This is a genomic window from Paenalkalicoccus suaedae (assembly GCF_006965545.2).
Taxonomy (GTDB): domain Bacteria; phylum Bacillota; class Bacilli; order Bacillales; family Salisediminibacteriaceae; genus Paenalkalicoccus; species Paenalkalicoccus suaedae.
Genome location: NZ_CP041372.2, coordinates 2,739,158 through 2,762,261 on the forward strand (window position 1 = coordinate 2,739,158; position 23,104 = coordinate 2,762,261).

Genomic DNA, 23,104 nt, shown 5'->3' on the forward strand with positions numbered 1-23,104 from the left:
TTTTGGTTTGGTTTTGGTATTGGGTTGGTTTCAAGCTATTGATCCTTCATCTTACGCAGTTCCTCCTCCAACTTGCGCGGTTTTTTCTACGATACGCAGTTGTATCAGTTTTTCGCGCGGTTCACCCTCACTTTCGCGCGATCAGCCCTTCATCTCGCGCAGTCCGCCCTTCAACTTGCGCGATTTTTTCCACGATACGCAGTCGTATCAGTTTTTCGCGCGGTTCACCCTGACTTTCGCGCGATCAGCCCTTCATCTCGCGCAATTCACCCTCCAACTTGCGCGGTTTTTTCCACCTTACGCAGTCGCACCAGTTTTCCGCGCGGTTCACCCTCACTTTCACGCGATCGCCCCTTCATCTCGCGCAATTCACCCTCCATCTCACGCATCCATCCCAACCTCACGTAACCCATCAAACCCAAACCACCAGTTAACCAACATCCATCCTATTAAAACCAACACCCACCCTACCAAAAAAAGCAGAAGCCACTTCGGCCTCTGCTCCCTTTTAAATTATTTACTATTTCAATCAACTCTTACCGACTACAACAGACTTATGCAACACCTTACCCGAGCTAACTAACGACAGCTGCAATTTGTCCCCCTCATGAAGTGGGCCAATCCCGTCTGGTGTGCCAGTAAAGAGAAGGTCTCCTTTTCCTAATCCAACGACATCAACACCGTATTCTAACAATTCTCTAACAGAAAACGTCATATCACGTGGTGACCCCTGTTGCCTTGTTTCTCCATTAATCGTGAGTCTAAACGCTTGCTCTAAAAAATCTTCTTCACTGATAAAAGGCTGCCACTCGCCAATAATAGCGGAGCCTTTAAAGCCTTTTGCAACGAGCCAAGGCTTGCCGTTTTCCTTCGCCCAAGCCTGCTCATCACGCAGAGTAAGGTCAAGGCCAAGCGTAAATGCCTCTACACAATCGGCTAAATCCGCGCCCGTCTCATACGTATCTTTGAGCTTTAACACAAGTTCTGCTTCATAGTCGACCCTGCCTCGCCCCTTCGGCAACACAATCTCCTCTGGTTGTTCTACCAATGCATGACTTGGTTTACTGAATAGTACCGGCTTCGATGGTGCCGCACTTTTCATTTCCTTCGCATGAAGCGCATAGTTTAACCCGACACAAATAATATTCATGATCCGCTCCCCTCCCCATATTCCATATACTTGGCTGTATCCTTACTTACTTCCTTGCCATACAAACGCCCAACAATATGTAACGAAAGCTCAATGCCTGACGAGATGCCGGCAGCTGTTAAGATTTCTCCTTGATCAACAAACTTTGTTTGCTTGATTACCTCGATCTCAGGATATCGCTCTCTTAAATCATCTAATCTGCGCCAGTGCGTCGTTGCTCGCTTGCCCTTAAGCAATCCAGCCTCAGCCAGCACAAATGCACCTGTACAAACAGATGCCATCAGCTCTACCTGCTTTGCCTTCGCGCGCACAAAATCCAACACTTCTGGCTTATTCATTTCATTCGACGTCGCCCCAGTACCACCAGGTATAACGACTATGTCCAAAGCTGGCGCAGACTCCAATGAATAATCAGGTATCACCCGCAACCCATTCTTAGCCCGAATCGCCTCCCCATCCTCCGAGAGCGTTACAACCTCAAACGGCTGCTCGCCATCAATCTCCGTGACAGAAAATACTTCAAACGGTCCAGCAAAATCAAGTACTTCCACATCATCAAATAAGTAGATCCCAACGGTTCGTTTTTTCATCTTTTCCTCCTTTTAAGATCGTGTTCTTACAAGCATTTTAGCACAAAAAGGACCTGCCCTCTCGTTAAGAGAGAGCAGGCATAAAAGTTAGTCTACTGTTAGTGATTTATCTACATAAGCATCCGATTCTTTTAACACGTGAATCGCATCATCGACACGAGAATCCTCTACAGAAAACTCGAGAGCATAGGATGGATGCTTCTCATCCTTCCCTGTAAATGTTTCTTTAATATTTGTAATAGCAGCAAATGCTCCACTGTGTCCAGGTAAGCCACCGCCACCAGATCCTAAATTCGTTGCAGGCATAATGATGCGTTGCCCTCGTCCTTCCTCAGGGATCATGTCCACACGTTCATCCATGACACCTACTTTTCGCAGACTCGCTAAAGCAGATTCTGCGTCATTCTCCGTATTAAAATAAGCTACTATGTGCTTACTCATGAATCTGTCACCTCTTTCGTTATTTTGTAATCGTTTACCCTTCTATCTTTTCTTCAAACACGACAGGATATTTTGATATTGTGTCGAATATCTTTTAGGATGCTTAAATAAGGAGGCTTTTATGATTCAAACGGAGATACTTCGATTTCTTACCTCATTACAAGGGCCCGTTCTCGATTCCATTGCACAAGTCCTTACCTTTCTAGGCAATGAGGAATTTTATTTTTTACTTATCCCGCTCATTTTTTGGTGTATACATAAACAAGTTGGCTTTCAGCTCTTTTATATTTTCCTTTTATCCATGTATGTAAATGCATTTTTAAAGATTACGTTTGCTGTACCTAGACCAATTGGCGTAGAAGGCGTGCAATCGTTATTTGTTTCTTCTGCGGAAGTTGGTAGTCACTACCCAAATGATTCCTTCCCGAGCGGACATGCACAAGGCTCGACGACCCTTTGGGCTTATATCGCAGCTGTCGTGCGTAAGCCTTGGTTTTACGCATTTGCCGCCGTCCTCATCCTATTAATCGCTGTATCGCGGCTTTATACTGGCCTGCACTGGCCCTTAGATGTGCTCGCTGGTATTGCTTTAGGTGTAGCCTTTGTTGCAATTGGGCTTTTCATCTCCGCAAAGGTGCAAAAGCTTCCTGCCTTTATCGTGTGGACAATTATTTTCATCCTACCAATCGCGCTCGTTATTTTCCTCCCAGCGACGGAGGGGTATCAGTACGGCGGGATTCTGCTTGGCGCAAGCGTCGGATATATGCTCGAGCGCCAGACGAGCAACTTTACAACCTCTCAATCTTTTGGACGAAAAGTGGTAGCATATGTCATCGGCATTTTGTTTACATTTGGCATTCAAGTTGGCGGGAAAGAACTCTTACCTGCGACGGTTGAAGCGGACGCAATTAGATACGGATTTATTGGTTTATGGATCACGCTTTTATGGCCGTGGTCGCTTGTGAAGCTCTCGATTTATAAGAGTGGCGATAGTAAAAAAAGACGTAAAAAAACACGCTAGCCTCTGCGGCATAGCGTGTTTTTCGTTATTCGTTTGCTAATTCTTCCAATTCGTTTAAAATGGTATCACTATTTTCTCCCACTAAATAATCGATCTCTACAAGCATAGCATTGGTGTTAGGATTAACCGCTGCAAAGCCACGTGTGATCATCTGTGCTTCTTCATCAATGAAGCCAAGCTCCACACCAAGCTCTCCATTTATATCAGAGAGAATCTCCATACCAAGATTATTTGCCTCGATATACTGGGCGTGACTTGCCGGATCAGCCGGGCTTATCCCAAGCACTCGGTAACCCATTGCTTCAATGTCCTCTACATATTCGTTCAGCTCAACTAGCTGAGAGGTACAAACTTGTCAGGTGACGCCGGTAAAATATAAGTAGAGGTCAGGCTGATCTGCCGTAAATACCTCTACCTCTTCTCCAGAACTACTCTCTAAGGAGTACTCATAGTCGTCCGGATTATAGTCCCCACTCTCCAGGTCTGATGAACATGCCGCTAGAAACAGCGTTCCAGCCAGCAAAAGTAGCTTCTTCATCGTCCCACCTACCTTTCTAAGGAATAGACTATCACTTTTTCACGACTACGAAAAGAAATCTTGCTTACAATGTTGTGACAAATCAAGGACAATTGGGGTTTGAGGAGGTGGTAATGAACGTTATTGTGGGGGGATGTTCTTTGTTTATGTTTTATGTTCCTGATTCTGTTTTTATGTTCCCCATTTCAGAGTTATGTTCCTATCTTAAAGTACTCCACTTTTTTCAATGAATGCGCGCATTTCATTCCTTTATGCGCGAAAAGCTGTGCTGTATCGTACTTTAACAGCTCTTGTTTCGCGCTAATATGTGCATTCATATGCTTTTAATATGTATCTTTGAAAGATTACTTGATTAAAGTGAAGTTATGTTCCGCATTTTAAAGTTATGTTCCTGATTCTGTTTTTATGTTCCCCATTTTAATTTTATGTTCCTAATTTAAAAGTTATGGACTTCTTCCTTTTTTATGTTCCACATTCTAGAGTTATGTTCCTAATCCAAGATTTATGTTCCCCATTCTAATTTTATGTTCCTAATGGGGAAGTTATAAACTTCGTCCATCGTAAGCTTAGAATCCAACTCCAGTTCAAAACCACACCATATTTTCCTCCAAAAGAAAAACCCTTGATCTACAAGGGTTAAGATGCTCTCTACTTCTATTCAATAAAAATCATGTCTACATCAATAATCTCTTCCTTCTGCTCAACAATCTGAGCAATATCGTAATCAAGATAGACGATATCGTTTTCTTCAACATTCTCCAACTCTACAGTGTCACCCTCCAGGTTCTGAATAAGGAGGTCATCAGTCCATTCGATTCTAACGGTCTTTTCCTCCGTAGTCATCGGACCACCTACATGCTCATCCCAATACTCTGTGTAAGGCTCACTAATGTTAAGGACGACAAAGTTATTCTCCACAAGTCTAAATTCCGCTTCGAGTGGATGATCCATCGTGGTAAGCACAGTTGTATTCTCTGTATCACCCTCCTGGCCATTTACCATTTCTTGCGAATCATTTCCACAGCCTATTAACAGAAAAGATAGGGGGCTAGTTAGAGCTATAGTGAGTAATGTTTTTTGCATAAAGATCCTCCTGAATAGATTAGTAGTATTATGCTTAAGAGTTAATAATTAGTTTAATTATACCTCTAATATGTTTTAATTTCTTTACTAAAGCTTACTTACTAACTCCTCAACCTCGCCTAAAAGTACGTTATATTCATTCCAAAATACCTGATATTGACCTTCAAAAAGCTCTACATCCGCTGCGCACTTGGGTTGATTATCGAAAAACTTTTTTGCTTCTTTAGCAAAGGTATAAATCTCATTAGCGTAATCCTTAAGAGAAAGTTCGACATGGTGGTATGGCAATTCCTCTTCCCCATCATCTTTATGAAAATGTGATAGCTTTACTTTATCACTCATATGATGAACGTGAAATCCTATATTTATTGGACAGAAGAGCATAAAGCATCCGCAGTGAAAAAGAAGTGCTTCTTCCTTTTCTATCTCTACTGGATAATAATCTGGAACAGTTTCTCGAGGGAAATCCATCACTACACTTCGAAGGAGACTAAGTGCAGATTCATTTAAATTCCACTCTCCATCTGACGGTTCCACTAAAACTGTCTCGCAGATTCGAAGATAGACTTCACCATGAGAACACAAATCTGCATTAGGATCACCTTGCCAAAATGGATGAGAGAACTTCAACTCAAACTCTTTAGCCATAACCTTTCACCGTCCTCATAACGTAATAAAAACCACCCTATTTTCCTCAAAAAGAAAAACCCTTGATCTCTGCAAGGGTTTAAGATGTTATGTATGGTGGAGCATAGGGGATTTGAACCCCTGACCTTCACACTGCCAGTGTGACATTCTCCCGCTGAACTAATGCCCCTAAAAAATGATGAATAAAATGTACCAGGCGATTCCGGCAATGACGCCCACAACGAGGCCTGAGAGGACATTTTCCTTCATGAATTTTTTATGCTTAATATAGTCAAAAATCGTCCATCCAATAAACATCGTACACGCAAAAATAAATGCCTCTATCATGTCGAAAATCCCTCCAGATTTCATCTTACCAAATTATTCTGCAAAAGGGAAGATGATGTATGAGCCGCTTTCAAACCGCCGATACTAGAGAGGCTGGAGGTGACAGCTCGTGTATCGAGATCTGTTTTTTGCCGAGCTTTACGCTCATAAATGGATGGTGATTAGACTTAGCGTCATGGTCCTTTTTTTTATCTGTTTAGCAGGACTATCTGTTTATTTAATGGAGCCAGAGAGCTTTCCAACTATACCAGATGGGATGTGGTGGGCGTTTGTCACCATCACAACAGTTGGCTATGGAGATCTCGTGCCAGTTACTCAAGGCGGCAGACTAATAGCAGTTTTACTTATGCTAACAGGTATTGCACTGTTCTCCTTTTTTCTCGCCAATGCATCGGTACTATCTGTTGTTGCTAAAGAAGAATTACAGCAAGGGAAGGGTTATATGAAATCAGCGCCTGCACTACTCATAATTGGCTGGAATGAACGAACGCACTATGTCATTCAACACGCCAAACAACGACCAATCGTGATCATTGATGACACATTATCAGCGCTCCAACAATCGTCTCCATCTATCCGGTACATAAGGGGAAACCCTTGCCTAGACGACACGTTGCTCCGAGCGAATATAAAAGAAGCCGCAAAGGTGATCATCACGGCTAATCTTCACATTGCGCACAACATCGCGGATGCCACGAGCATTTTAACATTAATCTCGATCAAAGCTCTTCATCCGAAAGCATTTGTTGTTGTAGAAGTCATCTCAAGCGCGCAAGAAATTCACGCGGTTCGCGCTGGAGCTGATCAAGTCATTGTGTTGAGCTCAAAAATCGGCGAGTATTTAACGGAGTCTTTGCTTTAGTGGAGAATGGCCGTCTCCGCTTCTTTTAGCTTCGCCTTTCCTGCCTCGACATAGGATTCTGGGAACGCGCCATCCTTGTTCTTCGGCTCCGAGAATTGATTTAATAAGGGATTTGGATCCTGCGCAAAGTCATCTAACCCATCCTGATATTCGTGGTTTAGTAAGAATGGCTCCCCAATCTCGACGTGTGCATGAGAGGAGCTGATATCCTCCTCTCCCTTTGCTTTAAATGGAATCCGCACGTATAAATATGTTCCATGCGCCTCTAGCTGGTGATCCATGTATCCATGATCGTAGTCCCAGCCTCCCCCAAGCTCAAATCCCACCGGCTCCAAGCATGAGCGCAATTCCTTCATCGTCATCGATTTACCCGTCATCTCACTACTCAACATGATCATTTACCTAACCACCTTTTTTACGTAGTGTAAGCAAGTAGCAGGTAATTATACGAGCGCTTTGTCTAAGTTCAATGCTATTTCTCGACCGTTCCGCGTTTGTTTCGGCAACTTGCACGTTCCTTCTCCCACTTTACGAGTTACTTCTTTTTTACACCTTACTTCCTCCCCAAATAAAAACCCTCTCCAACCACAATCGGCTGAAGAGGATAGTCTGTTTCCTTATTTACCTGTTAATCGCTTTTCAAGCTCTGCTTTTTCTGCTTCAAAGCCAGGCTTTCCTAGTAGCGCAAACATGTTGCGCTTGTAATCTTCTACTCCTGGCTGATCAAATGGATTTACACCTAGTAAATATCCGCTCACCGCACATGCTTTCTCAAAGAAGTAAATGAGATATCCGAAGTGATACTCTGTTAGCTCAGGAATTTCTAAAATGATATTCGGTACGCCACCGTCAAGGTGCGCAAGTAACGTTCCTTGATACGCCTTGTCGTTAACGAAGCCCATGGACTTACCAGCTAGGTAGTTTAGTCCGTCAAGGTCTTGTGCCGCTTCCTCAATCGTCATAGACTCCTTCTCGTTTGTTACGTGAAGAACGGTCTCGAATAAATCACGACGTCCATCCTGCACGTATTGGCCAAGGGAGTGCAGATCCGTTGAGAAGTCCGCTGCTGCTGGGAAAATACCTTTGCCGTCTTTCCCTTCAGACTCGCCGTAAAGCTGCTTCCACCACTCTCCTACATAGTGTAGCGCTGGCTCATAGTTCACCATAAGCTCAATTGTCTTTCCTTTGTTATAAAGAGCATTACGAACCGCAGCATACTGATACGTTTCGTTCGTTGCTAAGTCGCTGTCTGCACTCGCCTCGCGCGCTGCGGCTGCCCCTTGCATCATGCTCTCAATGTCTAGACCAGCCGCTGCGATTGGAAGTAGTCCAACTGCAGTAAAGATCGAGAAGCGTCCACCTACATCATCAGGAATAACAAACGACTCGTAGCCTTCCTCTGTTGCAAGCTGCTTTAATGCTCCGCGCGCTTTATCAGTTGTCGCATAAATGCGCTTGCGAGCTTCTTCTACCCCATATTTCTTCTCGATGTAGTCACGGAAAATACGGAAAGCGATCGCAGGCTCCGTTGTCGTACCTGATTTAGAGATAACGTTAATCGATACGTCTTTCCCCTCGATTGCTTCTAGTAAATGCTTTGCGTACGTAGAGCTAATGTTGTTTCCTACATAAAAGATTTGAGGCGTTTTGCGCTGCTCGCCTGATAGCTCGTTATAGAACGTGTGAGTTAAAGCCTCGATCGCCGCACGCGCGCCTAAGTAAGAGCCACCGATTCCGATAACAAGTAGCACATCCGAGTCAGACTTAATCTTTTCTGCGGATTTTTGAATACGGTTGAACTCCTCTTTGTCGTAGTTTACAGGCAGGTCAATCCAGCCTAAGAAGTCGTTGCCAGCACCAGTACCGTTATGTAGCGCATCGTGAGCCTTTGTAACGGCATCCTGCAAATTCGTTACCTCGTGCTCCTTTAAAAGTGTGTTTGAATAGTCGAGTTTAATCGTACTCATCTAATCTCCTCCAGTAAGTTCATATTCATTCCATCTTCCACTTTATAAAATAGCCTGCAAAGAATCAAGCAATACTCGCATGTAACCGCTTCAATACGCAGATAATCGTAATAAACGGCTATAGCTGCCCCAATATTTGGGACAGCTATAGCGATTAACTTAGAGCGATGCCTGAAGAATTGCTTCGACATCTTTTTTGTGTAGTTGATTAAAGTTACCAAATGGTCCACGTGCCATCGCTTTTTCAGCCATCGAATCGATTTGACTATCATCAATGTCATAATCCGCTAACTTAGACGGAGCACCTAAGCTCTGCCAGAAGTCTGCAAGCGCGTTAATACCAGTATCTGCAAGCTCCTCGTCAGACTTGCCTGCCGGGTCAATATCAAACACACGAGTCGCTAACTGAACAAGCTTACGTTGTCCAAGCTCCTTGTGGTAACGAAGCCATTCAGGGAACAGAATCGCTAGTCCGCCCGCGTGCGGTATATCATACACAGCGGATACAGCGTGCTCGATGTTATGAGACGCCCAGTCGCCGCGCGTACCCATCTGTAGCGTACCGTTTAATGCAATCGTACCTGCGTATAAAATCGTTTCACGACGAGCAAGGTCGTCCAAATTCTCGACAAGCCCTGGCCCAGCATCAATGACTGTCTTTAGCACAGCCTCACACATGCGCTCTTGCAATGGCGTATTGTCCTGCTGGTGAAAATATTGTTCTAACACGTGTGTCATCATATCGACGATTCCATAAATCGTCTGATCCTTTGGCACACTTAGCGTATTTTTAGGGTCTAAAATGGAGAACGTAGGGAATGTAAGTGGGCTCCCCCATCCGTACTTCTCGTGCGTTTCCCAATTTGTAATAACGGATCCAGAGTTCATCTCCGAACCAGTTGCCGCAAGCGTAAGGATTGTTCCAAACGGTAATGCCGCTTCAACAGGGGCTTTTTTCGTAATAAGATCCCATGCATCCCCTTCATACTTCGCTCCAGCAGCAATCGCCTTCGTACAATCGATCACCGATCCGCCACCAACAGCTAAAAGCACATCAATATCATGCTCTTTACTTAGCTCAACGCCTTTTCTAACCGTTGATAGTCGTGGATTCGGCTCCACTCCTGCAAGCTCATGTACAGTAAAATCATTATTTGTAAGTAATGTCGTTACTTGATCATAAAGACCATTCTTTTTAATACTTCCTCCGCCATATACAAGTAATACTCTCTTGCCAAGCGGCTTAAGTTGATTGATTAATTGCTCCTCTACCTGATCCTGTCCAAAAATTAATTTAGTTGGATTTTGATAAATAAAATTATCCAATTCAATCGCTCCTTTCATCCACGTACGAGTTCATTATTGCCTTTTTCTTTTGAAAATGCAAAGAAAGAGGTTTTTCCAGTTTTCTCTTCGTATGAGAAAGTCGCTCTAGAACAAGCTATGAACAGAAGCCTTGTGCTTCGGATTTGTATGTATGTAAAGGAGGTGAGAGGAACATGAACGGTCTTCAAAAAACGGCGCTTACATTGGTGATCATCGGAGCAATTAACTGGGGTCTTATCGGCTTTTTCCGTTTTGATTTAGTTGCTGCGATCTTCGGCGGTCAAGCGGCTGGTCTATCTAGGTTCATTTATGCTCTCGTTGGTTTAGCAGGTCTTTACTGTATCTCCTTATTATTTAAACCCTCTGAGGAGTACGAAGAAATCCCCGAACCACAGCGTACGTAAAAACATGACTGCACTCGTGCAGCATGCATCATCCCTCGCAACACCATGCGGTAGCCTTTGTTGCTACCGCCCCTCTACATAATGTAGTAAGTATTAAAAGCGTTGGTGTGCTGCTTTTCACTTTTTGGCATGTGGTTTGAGCATCCTGCCACCACGTTTGTTCCGTTTACCCACGAACCGCCCTTAACCTGCTGGCACTTAGTTCACCTAGCTCCCTTGACTTTAGCTAGTCTCCTAATTCATCTCCAGTTTTTCACAACTTGCTCTCTTTTTTGCACAAACACAGATATTTTTAGCACACCCTCTCCTCGATTTTGCACCACACCTTCTCTTTTCGTCACGCCCCCGCCCCAATTGTACACAAAGCCACAATTACTAAAAACCACCTCTTACAAAAATCCCCCTAAACGCAAAAAAAGCTCCCCCGATAAACTCGGGAGAGCTCGTGACGATACTGCGTATCGTCGTGTAGATCGTTTTTAAGGAAAGAACAGTATTACTTTTTGATGCGCTTGTTTAGATCAGCTTGGATCTCGTTAGACTGCTTCAACCATTCTTTTAGCTTGTCTTCTAGAGTGTTGAATCCTTGAGCTTGACCTTGCTGAGAGTTGCCTTGTGGACGCTTACCGCCGCCACCAGCTCCTCCACGGTTGCCACCGCCGCCTTGTGGGCGTGGGCGCTCAGTGCGCTCAGGCTTTGGTTGAGTCTCTTTAATAGATAGAGAAATCTTACCAGACTCAGCGTCTACAGAAAGAATCTTTACCTTTACTTCATCCCCAACGGATAGCTCATCGTTAATATCTTTAACGTAACCGTGAGCTACGTGAGAGATGTGTACGAGACCTTGCTTTTGGCTGTCTAATGCAACAAATGCACCGAAAGGTTTAATTCCTGTTACTTTTCCTTCAACGATAGTTCCTACTTCGTATTGACCTGACATGAAAACAACTCCTAATTATTTATTAACTGTGTAATTATAACACAGGAATCTTAGAATGACAAAGCAATAAATAGGGAGTTAAAAAACTTTTTATTTATCTAAGCTTTTCACAAATGCTGCAATGCGTTCTACCGCGATTTCTAGCTGTGACATAGACGCTGCGTACGAGCATCTAATATGTCCTTCTCCACCTTCTCCAAAAACATGTCCAGGCACTACCGCTACACGTTGCTCAAGCAACAATCGCTCGGCGAATTCCTCGGAGCTTAGCCCTGTAGATCGAATCGATGGGAATGCGTAAAACGCACCACCTGGAGTATGACAGCTTAATCCCGCTTCACGCAACGACTTCACAAAAAAGTTACGTCGCTGTCGATAGCTCGTAATCATTTCATCCATTTCTACTTGGCCGTTTGTCATCGCCTCAAGCGCGGCATACTGCGCCATCGTAGACGCACACATCATTGAATACTGATGAATCTTAAGCATCGCCTTCGCATATTCCTCTGGCGCTGCTACATATCCCACGCGCCAACCAGTCATTGCAAACGATTTAGAAAAACCGGAAATCAGAATCGTCCGCTCCCATAAGCCATCGATCGCTGCCGTACTTACGTGTCCCTCATCGTATGAAAGCTCCGCGTAAATCTCATCGGAAAAGACAACTAAGTCATGTTTAATTAATAAGTGAGAAAGGTCTTCTAACGATTTTCTTCCCATAACGGCACCAGTCGGATTGTTTGGGAAAGATAGCATGATTGCCTTCGTCTTATCCGTCAAACGTGACTCGATATCTGCTACGCTGACTTCAAAATTATTTTGCATCGACGTAGGTACTGGCACTGGCGTTGCTCCAGCAAGCTTTACGAGCGGAGCATAAGAGACAAAGCATGGCTCTACGATTAAAATCTCATCGCCTGGATCTAAGACTGCGCGAATCGCAAGGTCAATTCCCTCACTCGCACCGACTGTCACAACAATCTCCGATGCGGGATCGTAAGTTGTATTAAAGCGCGTGTCTAAATACGTTGCAATCGCCTCACGTAGCTCCATTATCCCGGCATTTGCCGTGTAAGCCGTCATCCCACGCTCTAACGAGTGGATACTCGCTTCACGGACGTTCCATGGCGTGACAAAATCAGGCTCCCCAACGCCTAACGAGATAATATTATCCATCGAAGACGCTAAGTCAAAGAATCGTCTAATTCCTGACGGCTCAATGCTCGTTACCGCCTGGGACAGCTTGACTCCATGATTCGTATTTGTCGTGGTCATGGTGACACCACCATTCGATGATCATCACCATCATCCTCTTTAAAAATAATTCCGTCATGCTTATACTGCTTTAGCTGAAAATGCGTTGTCGTTGAAATAACCGAGTCCAGTGTAGATAGCTTCTCCGAGACAAAATTCGCAATCTCCGACATCGTGCGGCCTTCAATTACAACAGATAAGTCATACGTACCCGACATTAAATAGCACGCCTTCACCTCATGGAATCGGTAGATCCGCTCCGCTACTTCGTCAAAGCCAACCCCTCGTTTTGGCGTTACTTTGACATCAATCATCGCTGTTACCATTTCCGCTGCATCGAATTTCGTCCAGTCGATAATAGCCGAATAGCCTAAAATAATATGACGATCCTCTAAGCTCTTTAATAAAACTTTTACTTCATTTAACGGCATATCTAGCATCTTTGACATTTTCTCCGCTGCCATTCTGCCTTCTTTTTCTATTAATAATAGTAGCTCTTTTTCTTTATTAGTCATTCTAATTCCCTCCGCAAAACAATTTCGACTTTTTCATTTATTCTACACGAGCAACGGGTGATATTCTAGACTCTTCCCCTCTTTTCCTCCTTAAGAATGAAAATGGTCTAGACAAACTGGCTTAAATTTGTCAGAATTTGAGTATGGGTGAAACTTATAGGAAAGAAAATCGTATCTATAGGTAGACCCACTAAATGGAGGTTATAACATGAAAAAGCTTTTAGTATTATCTGGAGTATCTTTACTTACTCTAGCAGCATGTAACACAGAGGACGCGCAGGACGTCGAGTCAATCTTAACGTCATCTATTGAAGCGATGGAAGAAGTAGAATCATATGCGGCAGATATGGAAATGACACAAACAATGGGCATGGGGGACGGCGAGTCTCTTACAATGACATCTACTGGCGAAATGATCATGTCAAACAACCCATTAGCTCTTGAGCAACGCATGGAGATGGACATGGGTGAGATGAACATGGGCGAAGGTCCAATGGCTTACACAGCCTACTTCTCTGAAGAGGAAGGATTCTTTATGGAGGAGCCAACGTTAGGTGGTTGGATCAAGCTACCTGAGTCTGAGATGGATGCAATTCTACAAATGGAGCAAATGAGCCCACAGGAGCAATTACGCCCACTCCAATCGTACATTTCTGAGCTAAGCCTAGAAACAACGGATGATGAGTACATCATTACGCTATCTGGTGAAGATATCGACATGAACGCGTTCATGCAGGAATTCCAAGGCCTTGGAGTAGAAGGAATGGATGAAATGATGGAAGTTATGGAAGAGATCGATGTAAGCAGCTTAAATTACGTAATCCACATTGACAAAGAAACAAATTATCAAACAGAAGCACAAATCGACATGGTTATGTCTATGGACATGATGGGTCAATCGTTTGACTCTGAGCAAAGCATCCACATGCTATTCCGTGACTTTAACGAAGTAGGTCCAGTTGAAATTCCTCAAGAAGTTATTGATAACGCGCAAGACCTAGAGGACATGATGGACGCGGAAATGGACTTCGAGATGGATGAAGACATGGAAATCGAAATGGAAGAAGATGTTGACGTAGAGGAAGATACAGAAGAGTAATTTCTAGATGGTCGTTTTAAGTAAGTCCCTATCTTAACTGGTAGGGGCTTTTTTTAATTTTGAATGACACACTTGATTATGCCTCTACTTTGCTTTGCACGTGGCTGGTACTTCGTTTGGGAGTTCTGGTACTTCGTTTGTTCCTTCTACCGTGTTTACTATTAAAACCTATTTGAACCAACTGCCAGCCAACTATATGCAACCACTATCTCCAACATAGTTACGATAAGAAGTGTATTTCTTATCTTTTTCTAACTAAAAACAGGAATCGACTAAAATACAAGTCGATTCCTGCTATATTCTCAAGCAAAGACTCTAAAAGTCCTCACAAATTATAGATTTAAAACGATAACTTTGTCACGCAGCATGGAGTCGATACTACGTCCAATTCCTTGTACCCCTTGACCAGAGTTCTTCACTCCTAAGAATGGGAAGTGGTCAGGCCCACGTGATGTCTTACCGTTAACTTGAACAGTACCTACGTTTAGCTTATCTGCAATAGTAAATGCGTTCTCTAAGTTTTTCGTAAAGATACTTGCTTGCAGGCCATACTGGTTACGTCGCTCAAGAGCAATTGCTTCTAGCTCATTGTGGATACGCATAACTGGTAGGACAGGTCCAAACTGCTCTTCCCACGCAACATCCATTTCTTCAGTAACATTATCTAACAGAGTAGGTCCGAGAAGGTTTGCTTCTTTCTTACCTTCCACTACTACTTTCGCACCTTTAGAAGTAGCGTCTTCAATAAGGCTTGTAACGAAATCAGCAGACTTTTGATCGATCATAGGTGTTACATCTGCTTCTTCACTTGATTTACCTACCTTTAGCGCGGAAATACGTTCTTTTAGCTTTTCAACCAGTTCATCAGCTACGCTGTCTACAACCATGACACGCTTAATAGCCGTACAACGCTGTCCAGAGTAGCTTAATGCGCCGTTAACGATCTCTTTAGCAGTCTTATCAAGGTCAGCATCCTCAAGTACGATAGCTGGGTCTTTACCACCAAGCTCAAGTACGACTGGAATCATCGATGCTTTCTTCGCGATGTGCTGACCTGTCGCAGTACCACCAGTGAACGTGATCATATCAATTTTCTCGTGTGTGACAACAAAATCACCAATTACAGATCCACGTCCCGTTACTACGTTTAATACGCCTTCAGGTAATCCAGCTTTTACTAATGCTTCGATCATTAATAGACCACTAATCGCACCTTGTGTAGCAGGCTTGAATACTACCGTATTACCTGTGATTAATGCTGGTGCAATTTTTGAAGCCGCTAAGTTAACAGGGTAGTTAAATGGCGCGATGGCAAGTACAACGCCATGAGGCACTTTTTGTACCATTGCCTTTGTAGCTTTGGTTGCTCCAGGGAATGCATCTCCTTGAATGAAGCTACCATGCGTACGTAATCCCTCTTCAGCCGTATGACGAATCAATTGCGCCGTTCTTTTTACTTCACTTTTAGCTGCAGAAAGCGTCTTTCCTACTTCAAGGTGAATCATCTCACCAATCTCATCCGTCATCTTCTCAAGCTCAGTCGCCCATCTATGCAGTAGCTCAGAACGCTCATAGCCTTCTGTTGCTTCCCAATTTTCTTGGACATCAGCTGTTTTATTAATCGCTGCATCAACCTCATCTTGACTTAATGCAGGAACCTCACCAACTAAAGAGTTGTCATCAGGAGAATAGATCTTGACAGTCTCTCCGTTCGCACTGCCTACCCATTCATTATTTACTAGTGTATTATATTTACTGTTAAGTTGACGTAAAGCCATGTAACTCACTCTCCAATCTTTGTAATGCTTTTAATTAAACCATGTGAAAACTCTTACAAACAACTACTTTGCTCAAAATAAGCTGATTTTTAACGTTCTTTATATGAGTACTGTCCGTCTAATAGAGACAATATTCAGAAATTATCTAACATGTTTCGGTGCACTAAATTTCTACTATAATAATTACGAGCTAGTATATGTCGTTCGTTATAGTGTATCATATACTCCATTATGACAAGTATTTACTCTATTGCTAATTAATTTGACTAGAGGGGTAAGCGCGCTTGTTAAGCCCTCTCCTCTTTCTTTTATCAGAAAAATTTGCTTCATCGTTCGCTTCGATTAACGATTATAATTTCTTATTTACGACTATGCATAAGCTGTATAAGATTGTTCGCTATAATAATAAACCGATGTCCGACAAAATGAATCTTCTCAATAGAATTTTCTTCTTTAAGACAACAAAAAACCTTATCTCTAATGAGATAAGGTGAAAAGTTAAAAATGGTGAGCCATGAAGGACTCGAACCTTCGACCCTCTGATTAAAAGTCAGATGCTCTACCAACTGAGCTAATGGCTCTTATTAAAAATAAGATGGTGACCCGTACGGGATTCGAACCCGTGTTACCGCCGTGAAAGGGCGGTGTCTTAACCACTTGACCAACGGGCCATAGTTATCGCTTATTATTGGGAAAATGGCTCCACAGGTAGGATTCGAACCTACGACCGATCGGTTAACAGCCGATAGCTCTACCACTGAGCTACTGTGGAACAAATGGTGGGCCTGAGTGGACTCGAACCACCGACCTCACGCTTATCAGGCGTGCGCTCTAACCAGCTGAGCTACAGGCCCATTAATAAGCATAAAAATGGAGCGGGTGATGAGAATCGAACTCACATCATCAGCTTGGAAGGCTGAGGTTTTACCACTAAACTACACCCGCGTAGTTAAAGAAATATGAAATTAAAATGGCGCGCCCGAGAGGAGTCGAACCCCTAACCTTTTGATCCGTAGTCAAACGCTCTATCCAATTGAGCTACGGGCGCGTATATGAGTATCTTCTGGAGCGGAAAACGGGATTCGAACCCGCGACCCCCACCTTGGCAAGGTGGTGCTCTACCACTGAGCTATTTCCGCAAGTAATTGGCAGGGCTAGCAGGATTCGAACCTGCGAGTCACGGAATCAAAATCCGATGCCTTACCGCTTGGCTATAGCCCTTCATTACTATAAGGAATAAATGGGGCGACTGATGGGAATTGAACCCACGAGTGCCGGAATCACAATCCGGTGCGTTAACCACTTCGCCACAATCGCCGCATTACTATAAAATTAATTGGCAGGGGTAGCAGGAATCGAACCCACATCAAAGGTTTTGGAGACCTTCGTTTTACCGTTAAACTATACCCCTAAAAGCTGGTGGAGGGGGGCAGATTCGAACTGCCGAACCCGAGGGAGCGGATTTACAGTCCGCCGCGTTTAGCCACTTCGCTACCCCTCCACGTATAAAGTTGAAATAAAATGGCGGTCCCGACGGGAATCGAACCCGCGATCTCCTGCGTGACAGGCAGGCATGTTAACCGCTACACCACGGGACCACTTACTAGTTTTTAAAAATAATGGCGGAGGAAGAGGGATTCGAACCCCCGCGCGGTTTGACCCGCCTGTCGGTTTTCAAGACCGATCCCTTCAGCCAGACTTGGGTATTCCTCCGAGTAAATATTTGGTAGCGGCGGAGGGGATCGAACCCCCGACCTCACGGGTATGAACCGTACGCTCTAGCCAGCTGAGCTACACCGCCAAATAAACCAATTATTAAAATGTATATGGTGGAGCCTAGCGGGATCGAACCGCTGACCTCCTGCGTGCAAAGCAGGCGCTCTCCCAGCTGAGCTAAGGCCCCATATGTACAGCCCAGCAACGTCCTACTCTCACAGGGGGACAGCCCCCAACTACCATCGGCGCTAGAGAGCTTAACTTCCGTGTTCGGCATGGGAACGGGTGTGACCTCTCTGCTATCGTCACTAGACTATGATTTCTTGCTCCGCTGTGCGAATCAAGAAAGATAAAGGTCGTTGACCTTTCAAAACTGGATAGTGAACATGTAGAAGAAGAATCGTCTTAGTTGACGCCTTCTGTAAAACTATATATCTTGGTTAAGCCCTCGATCGATTAGTATCTCTCAGCTCCGCATATCGCTATGCTTCCACACGAGACCTATCTACCTCATCATCTCTAAGGGATCTTACTCACTATAAGTGATGGGAAATCTCATCTTGAGGGGGGCTTCATGCTTAGATGCTTTCAGCACTTATCCCGTCCACACGTAGCTACCCAGCTATGCTCCTGGCGGAACAACTGGTACACCAGCGGTGTGTCCATCCCGGTCCTCTCGTACTAAGGACAGCTCCTCTCAAATTTCCAACGCCCGCGACGGATAGGGACCGAACTGTCTCACGACGTTCTGAACCCAGCTCGCGTGCCGCTTTAATGGGCGAACAGCCCAACCCTTGGGACCTACTTCAGCCCCAGGATGCGACGAGCCGACATCGAGGTGCCAAACCTCCCCGTCGATGTGGACTCTTGGGAGAGATTAGCCTGTTATCCCCAGGGTAGCTTTTATCCGTTGAGCGACGGCCCTTCCATACGGTGCCGCCGGATCACTAAGCCCGACTTTCGTCCCTGCTCGACCTGTATGTCTCGCAGTCAAGCTCCCTTATGCCTTTGCACTCTGCGAATGATTTCCAACCATTCTGAGGGAACCTTTGGGCGCCTCCGTTACTTTTTAGGAGGCGACCGCCCCAGTCAAACTGCCCACCTGACACTGTCCCTGAACCGGATCACGGTTCGAGGTTAGAATGTCAAAACAGCCAGGGTAGTATCCCACCAATGCCTCCACCGAAGCTAGCGCTCCGGTTTCCAAGGCTCCTACCTATCCTGTACAAGCTGTTCCAACATCCAATATCAAGCTACAGTAAAGCTCCATGGGGTCTTTCCGTCCTGTCGCGGGTAACCTGCATCTTCACAGGTAATATAATTTCACCGGGTCTCTCGTTGAGACAGTGCCCAAATCGTTGCACCTTTCGTGCGGGTCGGAACTTACCCGACAAGGAATTTCGCTACCTTAGGACCGTTATAGTTACGGCCGCCGTTTACTGGGGCTTCAATTCAGAGCTTCTCCCGTAAGGGATAACCCCTCCTCTTAACCTTCCAGCACCGGGCAGGTGTCAGCCCCTATACTTCGCCTTGCGGCTTCGCAGAGACCTGTGTTTTTGATAAACAGTCGTTTGGGCCTATTCACTGCGGCTCTCTCGGGCTTGCACCCTAATAGAGCACTCCTTCTCCCGAAGTTACGGAGTCATTTTGCCGAGTTCCTTAACGAGAGTTCTCCCGCGCGTCTTAGAATTCTCTTCCCGCCTACCTGTGTCGGTTTGCGGTACGGGCACCAGCTTTCTCACTAGAGGCTTTTCTTGGCAGTGTAGGATCGGGAACTTCGCTACTAAATTTCGCTCGTGATCACAGCTCAACCTTACGGTAGACGGATTTGCCTATCTACCAGCCTCACTGCTTCAGCGCACACTTCCAATCGTGCGCATTCCCTACCTTCCTGCGTCCCCCCATTGCTCAAACAAAAGCGTGGTGGTACAGGAATATCAACCTGTTTGCCATCGCCTACGCCTTTCGGCCTCGGCTTAGGTCCCGACTAACCCTGAGTGGACGAGCCTTCCTCAGGAACCCTTAGGCTTTCGACGGAGGGGATTCTCACCCCTCTTTTCGCTACTCATACCGGCATTCTCACTTCCAAGCGCTCCACAAGTCCTTCCGGTCTTGCTTCGCAGCCCTTGGAACGCTCCCCTACCATTAACACCCTAAGGTGTTAATCCATAGCTTCGGTGATACGTTTAGCCCCGGTACATTTTCGGCGCAGAGTCACTCGACCAGTGAGCTATTACGCACTCTTTCAATGATGGCTGCTTCTAAGCCAACATCCTGGTTGTCTAAGCAACTCCACATCCTTTTCCACTTAACGTATACTTTGGGACCTTAGCTGATGGTCTGGGCTGTTTCCCTTTTGACTACGGATCTTAGCACTCGCAGTCTGACTCCCGAGGATAAGTAATTGGCATTCGGAGTTTGACTGAATTCGGTAATCCTGTGGGGACCCCTAGTCCAATCAGTGCTCTACCTCCAATACTCTTCCCTCGAGGCTAGCCCTAAAGCTATTTCGGGGAGAACCAGCTATTTCCGAGTTCGATTGGCATTTCACCCCTACCCACACCTCATCCCCGCACTTTTCAACGTGCGTGGGTTCGGGCCTCCATCCAGTGTTACCTGGACTTCACCCTGGACATGGGTAGATCACCCGGTTTCGGGTCTACAACCACGTACTATGTCGCCCTATTCAGACTCGCTTTCGCTGCGGCTCCGTCTCTTCAACTTAACCTTGCACGTAATCGTAACTCGCCGGTTCATTCTACAAAAGGCACGCTGTCACCCATTAACGGGCTCCAACTACTTGTAGGCACACGGTTTCAAGATCTCTTTCACTCCCCTCTCGGGGTGCTTTTCACCTTTCCCTCACGGTACTGGTTCACTATCGGTCACTAGGGAGTATTTAGCCTTGGGAGATGGTCCTCCCAGATTCCGACGGGGTTTCACGTGTCCCGCCGTACTCAGGATACACTCCGGAGGAGGGAGTCTTTTGACTACAGGGCTGTTACCTTGTACCGCGGATCTTTCCAGATCGCTTCGTCTAGACTCTCTCTTTCTTACTCCGTATGGAATGTCCTACAACCCCAAAAGGCAAGCCTTTTGGTTTGGGCTAATTCCGTTTCGCTCGCCGCTACTAAGGAAATCGCATTTGCTTTCTCTTCCTCCAGGTACTAAGATGTTTCAGTTCCCTGGGTCTGCCTTCTCATATCCTATGGATTCAGATATGGATCCTACCCCATTACGGGTAGTGGGTTCCCCCATTCGGAAATCTCCGGATCAACGCTTACTTACAGCTCCCCGAAGCATATCGGTGTTCGTCCCGTCCTTCATCGGCTCCTAGTGCCAAGGTATCCACCGTGCGCCCTTATTCGCTTAACCTAACTTACTGTTAGGACGTCGTTTTACTTCTTGGCTATCTTCTAAGACACTCGGAAAAACCTTTCGTTTGTTTCCAAACGGATGATTTTCCGGTGATTCTTTTCTACATGTTCTTACTATCCAGTTTTCAAAGGTCAACTCGGAATAGACCCCACAAGGGGTTCTTCCGGAGAGGCTTACCCTCTCAAAACTAAACAAAAGGATCGAATGCGAAGTTCGATTGAGCTTAATGCTCCTTAGAAAGGAGGTGATCCATCCCCACCTTCCGGTAGGGATACCTTGTTACGACTTCACCCCAATCATCTGTCCCACCTTCGGCGGCTGGCTCCATAAAGGTTACCTCACCGACTTCGGGTGTTACAAACTCTCGTGGTGTGACGGGCGGTGTGTACAAGGCCCGGGAACGTATTCACCGCGGCATGCTGATCCGCGATTACTAGCAATTCCGGCTTCATGTAGGCGAGTTGCAGCCTACAATCCGAACTGAGAATGGCTTTATGGGATTTGCTCAACCTCGCGGTTTTGCTGCCCTTTGTACCATCCATTGTAGCACGTGTGTAGCCCAGGTCATAAGGGGCATGATGATTTGACGTCGTCCCCACCTTCCTCCGGTTTGTCACCGGCAGTCACCTTAGAGTGCCCAACTAAATGCTGGCAACTAAGGTCAAGGGTTGCGCTCGTTGCGGGACTTAACCCAACATCTCACGACACGAGCTGACGACAACCATGCACCACCTGTCACTCTGTCCCCCGAAGGGGAACGTCCTATCTCTAGGAGTGGCAGAGGATGTCAAGACCTGGTAAGGTTCTTCGCGTTGCTTCGAATTAAACCACATGCTCCACTGCTTGTGCGGGCCCCCGTCAATTCCTTTGAGTTTCAGCCTTGCGGCCGTACTCCCCAGGCGGAGTGCTTAATGTGTTAACTTCGGCACTAAGGGCATCGAAACCCCTAACACCTAGCACTCATCGTTTACGGCGTGGACTACCAGGGTATCTAATCCTGTTTGCTCCCCACGCTTTCGCGCCTCAGCGTCAGTTGTAAGCCAGAAAGTCGCCTTCGCCACTGGTGTTCCTCCATATATCTACGCATTTCACCGCTACACATGGAATTCCACTTTCCTCTCTTACACTCAAGTCTCCCAGTTTCCAATGACCCTCCACGGTTGAGCCGTGGGCTTTCACATCAGACTTAAGAGACCGCCTGCGCGCGCTTTACGCCCAATAATTCCGGACAACGCTTGCCCCCTACGTATTACCGCGGCTGCTGGCACGTAGTTAGCCGGGGCTTTCTCGTGAGGTACCGTCAAGGTGCCGGTCTATTCGTGCGGCACTTGTTCTTCCCTCATAACAGAACTTTACGATCCGAAGACCTTCATCGTTCACGCGGCATTGCACCGTCAGGCTTTCGCCCATTGCGGATGATTCCCTACTGCTGCCTCCCGTAGGAGTCTGGGCCGTGTCTCAGTCCCAGTGTGGCCGATCACCCTCTCAGGTCGGCTACGCATCGTCGCCTTGGTAAGCCATTACCTTACCAACTAGCTAATGCGCCGCGGGCCCATCCTGTAGTGTTAGGTAAAACCCAACTTTTACAAGGGAACCATGCGGTTCCTTTGATTATCCGGTATTAGCTTCGGTTTCCCGAAGTTATCCCAGTCTACAGGGCAGGTTGCCCACGTGTTACTCACCCGTCCGCCGCTCATTCCACATCATTCACTCCGAAGAGATCGTGATGCTTCCTGCGCTCGACTTGCATGTATTAGGCATGCCGCCAGCGTTCGTCCTGAGCCAGGATCAAACTCTCCGATAAATCGTCGAAGTTTGAACTTCTGACTAACGTTCGAGTAAACTCGAACAACGAATCTAGCGATTCATTTTGAAGAACTAGGTTCTTCATTTAAAAAAATTGACGAGATGGTTTTCATCTCTTTTAATTCCTTCGCTTCGTCTTTTGTTTAGTTTTCAAAGAGCAATTTCTTGCTTGCCGCTCGTTTTGGCGACTTTTATAATATATCATTTGTCACATTCAGTGTCAACATCTTTTTTTAAAATGTTTTGTTCAGTTAGTGACGT

General features: G+C 45.6%; 18 protein-coding genes, 16 tRNA genes, 3 rRNA genes and 1 pseudogene. 4 read left to right on the forward strand and 34 right to left on the reverse strand.

The genetic code is table 11. The features are described from left to right. Positions 1–529: 529 nt before the first annotated feature. The 3 genes from FLK61_RS14665 to FLK61_RS14675 form a co-directional block, all read right to left on the reverse strand. A complete protein-coding gene (locus tag FLK61_RS14665) occupies positions 530–1,150 on the reverse strand; it encodes a fumarylacetoacetate hydrolase family protein (RefSeq protein WP_176010136.1) in 621 nt (206 codons plus the stop codon). Then, the gene (locus FLK61_RS14670) at positions 1,147–1,740 is read right to left on the reverse strand and encodes a DJ-1/PfpI family protein (protein WP_176010137.1); all 594 of its coding nucleotides are present in this window, start codon (positions 1,738–1,740) and stop codon (positions 1,147–1,149) included. The genes FLK61_RS14665 and FLK61_RS14670 overlap by 4 nt, the downstream gene beginning before the upstream one ends. Positions 1,741–1,827: 87 nt before the next feature. Continuing rightward, positions 1,828–2,181 carry a hypothetical protein gene (locus tag FLK61_RS14675; protein WP_176010138.1) on the reverse strand — a complete coding sequence of 118 codons (354 nt, stop codon included), beginning with the start codon at positions 2,179–2,181 and terminating at the stop codon, positions 1,828–1,830. Between the two features lie 121 nt (positions 2,182–2,302). Here FLK61_RS14675 and FLK61_RS14680 point away from each other — a divergent pair, with 121 nt between their 5' ends. After that, positions 2,303–3,202 carry a phosphatase PAP2 family protein gene (locus FLK61_RS14680; RefSeq protein ID WP_176010139.1) on the forward strand — a complete coding sequence of 300 codons (900 nt, stop codon included), beginning with the start codon at positions 2,303–2,305 and terminating at the stop codon, positions 3,200–3,202. A 25-nt stretch (positions 3,203–3,227) separates the two neighbouring features. On the opposite strand, the pseudogene FLK61_RS14685 reads toward FLK61_RS14680, so the two are convergent. The 6 genes and pseudogenes from FLK61_RS14685 to FLK61_RS14710 form a co-directional block, all read right to left on the reverse strand. After that, positions 3,228–3,542, reverse strand: a pseudogene (locus tag FLK61_RS14685) (redoxin domain-containing protein); the annotation flags it as partial. A gap of 15 nt (positions 3,543–3,557) precedes the next feature. Continuing rightward, positions 3,558–3,740 (reverse strand): hypothetical protein, encoded by a 183-nt coding sequence (locus tag FLK61_RS14690; RefSeq protein WP_176010140.1) that lies wholly within the window; start codon positions 3,738–3,740, stop codon positions 3,558–3,560. A gap of 654 nt (positions 3,741–4,394) precedes the next feature. Then, complete coding sequence (locus FLK61_RS14695) at positions 4,395–4,823, reverse strand: hypothetical protein (protein WP_176010141.1); 429 nt, start codon at positions 4,821–4,823, stop codon at positions 4,395–4,397. Positions 4,824–4,910: 87 nt separating this feature from the next. After that, positions 4,911–5,471: a hypothetical protein gene (locus FLK61_RS14700; RefSeq protein ID WP_176010142.1), complete on the reverse strand. Its 561-nt coding sequence runs from the start codon at positions 5,469–5,471 to the stop codon at positions 4,911–4,913. A 94-nt stretch (positions 5,472–5,565) separates the two neighbouring features. Further along, positions 5,566–5,640: transfer RNA gene (locus FLK61_RS14705), tRNA-Ala, on the reverse strand. Then, entirely contained in the window at positions 5,640–5,798 is a 159-nt protein-coding gene (locus FLK61_RS14710) for a hypothetical protein (protein WP_176010143.1), read from the reverse strand. Before FLK61_RS14710 ends, FLK61_RS14705 begins: the two co-directional genes overlap by 1 nt. Before the next feature lie 109 nt (positions 5,799–5,907). Between FLK61_RS14710 and FLK61_RS14715 the strand changes: the two genes are divergently transcribed. Beyond that, positions 5,908–6,660 (forward strand): potassium channel family protein, encoded by a 753-nt coding sequence (locus FLK61_RS14715; RefSeq protein WP_176010144.1) that lies wholly within the window; start codon positions 5,908–5,910, stop codon positions 6,658–6,660. On the opposite strand, the gene FLK61_RS14720 is transcribed toward FLK61_RS14715, so the two are convergent. The 3 genes from FLK61_RS14720 to FLK61_RS14730 all read right to left on the reverse strand — a co-directional run bounded on the left by FLK61_RS14720 (position 6,657) and on the right by FLK61_RS14730 (position 9,953). After that, entirely contained in the window at positions 6,657–7,058 is a 402-nt protein-coding gene (locus tag FLK61_RS14720) for a YugN family protein (RefSeq protein WP_176010145.1), read from the reverse strand. The two genes, FLK61_RS14715 and FLK61_RS14720, sit on opposite strands and share 4 nt — an antisense overlap. 219 nt (positions 7,059–7,277) lie before the next feature. Next, entirely contained in the window at positions 7,278–8,627 is a 1,350-nt protein-coding gene (locus tag FLK61_RS14725) for a glucose-6-phosphate isomerase (protein WP_176010146.1), read from the reverse strand. A 159-nt stretch (positions 8,628–8,786) separates the two neighbouring features. After that, positions 8,787–9,953 (reverse strand): iron-containing alcohol dehydrogenase, encoded by a 1,167-nt coding sequence (locus tag FLK61_RS14730; RefSeq protein WP_176010147.1) that lies wholly within the window; start codon positions 9,951–9,953, stop codon positions 8,787–8,789. A 173-nt stretch (positions 9,954–10,126) separates the two neighbouring features. Between FLK61_RS14730 and FLK61_RS14735 the strand changes: the two genes are divergently transcribed. Then, entirely contained in the window at positions 10,127–10,357 is a 231-nt protein-coding gene (locus FLK61_RS14735) for a DUF378 domain-containing protein (protein WP_176010148.1), read from the forward strand. Between the two features lie 496 nt (positions 10,358–10,853). On the opposite strand, the gene yugI is transcribed toward FLK61_RS14735, so the two are convergent. The 3 genes from yugI to FLK61_RS14750 form a co-directional block, all read right to left on the reverse strand. Next, on the reverse strand, positions 10,854–11,297 hold the full coding sequence (gene yugI, locus FLK61_RS14740; RefSeq protein WP_176010149.1) for a S1 domain-containing post-transcriptional regulator GSP13: 444 nt from the start codon (positions 11,295–11,297) through the stop codon (positions 10,854–10,856). Positions 11,298–11,387: 90 nt separating this feature from the next. Further along, positions 11,388–12,572, reverse strand: a complete 1,185-nt coding sequence (locus FLK61_RS14745) for an aminotransferase (RefSeq protein ID WP_176010150.1) — start codon at positions 12,570–12,572, stop codon at positions 11,388–11,390. Continuing rightward, a complete protein-coding gene (locus FLK61_RS14750) occupies positions 12,569–13,066 on the reverse strand; it encodes an Lrp/AsnC family transcriptional regulator (RefSeq protein WP_176010151.1) in 498 nt (165 codons plus the stop codon). The genes FLK61_RS14745 and FLK61_RS14750 overlap by 4 nt, the downstream gene beginning before the upstream one ends. A gap of 208 nt (positions 13,067–13,274) precedes the next feature. Here FLK61_RS14750 and FLK61_RS14755 point away from each other — a divergent pair, with 208 nt between their 5' ends. Then, positions 13,275–14,165: a DUF6612 family protein gene (locus FLK61_RS14755; RefSeq protein ID WP_176010152.1), complete on the forward strand. Its 891-nt coding sequence runs from the start codon at positions 13,275–13,277 to the stop codon at positions 14,163–14,165. Positions 14,166–14,497: 332 nt separating this feature from the next. On the opposite strand, the gene FLK61_RS14760 is transcribed toward FLK61_RS14755, so the two are convergent. The 19 genes from FLK61_RS14760 to FLK61_RS14850 form a co-directional block, all read right to left on the reverse strand. Continuing rightward, positions 14,498–15,943, reverse strand: coding sequence for an NADP-dependent glyceraldehyde-3-phosphate dehydrogenase (locus FLK61_RS14760; RefSeq protein ID WP_176010153.1), 1,446 nt, complete (start codon positions 15,941–15,943; stop codon positions 14,498–14,500). Positions 15,944–16,448: 505 nt separating this feature from the next. Further along, positions 16,449–16,524: transfer RNA gene (locus FLK61_RS14765), tRNA-Lys, on the reverse strand. 15 nt (positions 16,525–16,539) lie between these two features. Continuing rightward, positions 16,540–16,614 (reverse strand) — tRNA-Glu (locus FLK61_RS14770). Between the two features lie 26 nt (positions 16,615–16,640). After that, positions 16,641–16,715, reverse strand: a tRNA-Asn gene (locus FLK61_RS14775). Positions 16,716–16,720: 5 nt separating this feature from the next. Then, positions 16,721–16,797 (reverse strand) — tRNA-Ile (locus FLK61_RS14780). Positions 16,798–16,814: 17 nt separating this feature from the next. After that, a tRNA-Gly gene (locus FLK61_RS14785) sits at positions 16,815–16,888 on the reverse strand. A 26-nt stretch (positions 16,889–16,914) separates the two neighbouring features. Next, positions 16,915–16,991, reverse strand: a tRNA-Arg gene (locus FLK61_RS14790). Between the two features lie 16 nt (positions 16,992–17,007). Continuing rightward, positions 17,008–17,082: transfer RNA gene (locus FLK61_RS14795), tRNA-Gly, on the reverse strand. A gap of 7 nt (positions 17,083–17,089) precedes the next feature. Beyond that, a tRNA-Gln gene (locus FLK61_RS14800) sits at positions 17,090–17,164 on the reverse strand. A 20-nt stretch (positions 17,165–17,184) separates the two neighbouring features. After that, positions 17,185–17,260, reverse strand: a tRNA-His gene (locus FLK61_RS14805). Between the two features lie 20 nt (positions 17,261–17,280). After that, positions 17,281–17,354: transfer RNA gene (locus FLK61_RS14810), tRNA-Trp, on the reverse strand. Positions 17,355–17,360: 6 nt separating this feature from the next. Further along, a tRNA-Tyr gene (locus FLK61_RS14815) sits at positions 17,361–17,444 on the reverse strand. A 21-nt stretch (positions 17,445–17,465) separates the two neighbouring features. Continuing rightward, positions 17,466–17,541: transfer RNA gene (locus FLK61_RS14820), tRNA-Asp, on the reverse strand. Positions 17,542–17,563: 22 nt separating this feature from the next. Then, positions 17,564–17,656, reverse strand: a tRNA-Ser gene (locus FLK61_RS14825). 11 nt (positions 17,657–17,667) lie between these two features. Continuing rightward, a tRNA-Met gene (locus FLK61_RS14830) sits at positions 17,668–17,744 on the reverse strand. A gap of 26 nt (positions 17,745–17,770) precedes the next feature. Next, positions 17,771–17,846, reverse strand: a tRNA-Ala gene (locus FLK61_RS14835). Positions 17,847–17,855: 9 nt separating this feature from the next. Further along, a 5S ribosomal RNA gene (gene rrf / locus FLK61_RS14840) occupies positions 17,856–17,972 on the reverse strand. 123 nt (positions 17,973–18,095) lie between these two features. Further along, a 23S ribosomal RNA gene (locus FLK61_RS14845) occupies positions 18,096–21,034 on the reverse strand. Positions 21,035–21,274: 240 nt separating this feature from the next. Then, positions 21,275–22,841 (reverse strand): 16S ribosomal RNA (locus FLK61_RS14850). Together the 16S, 23S and 5S rRNA genes with 15 tRNA genes alongside form the textbook arrangement of a ribosomal RNA operon. Positions 22,842–23,104: the final 263 nt, after the last annotated feature.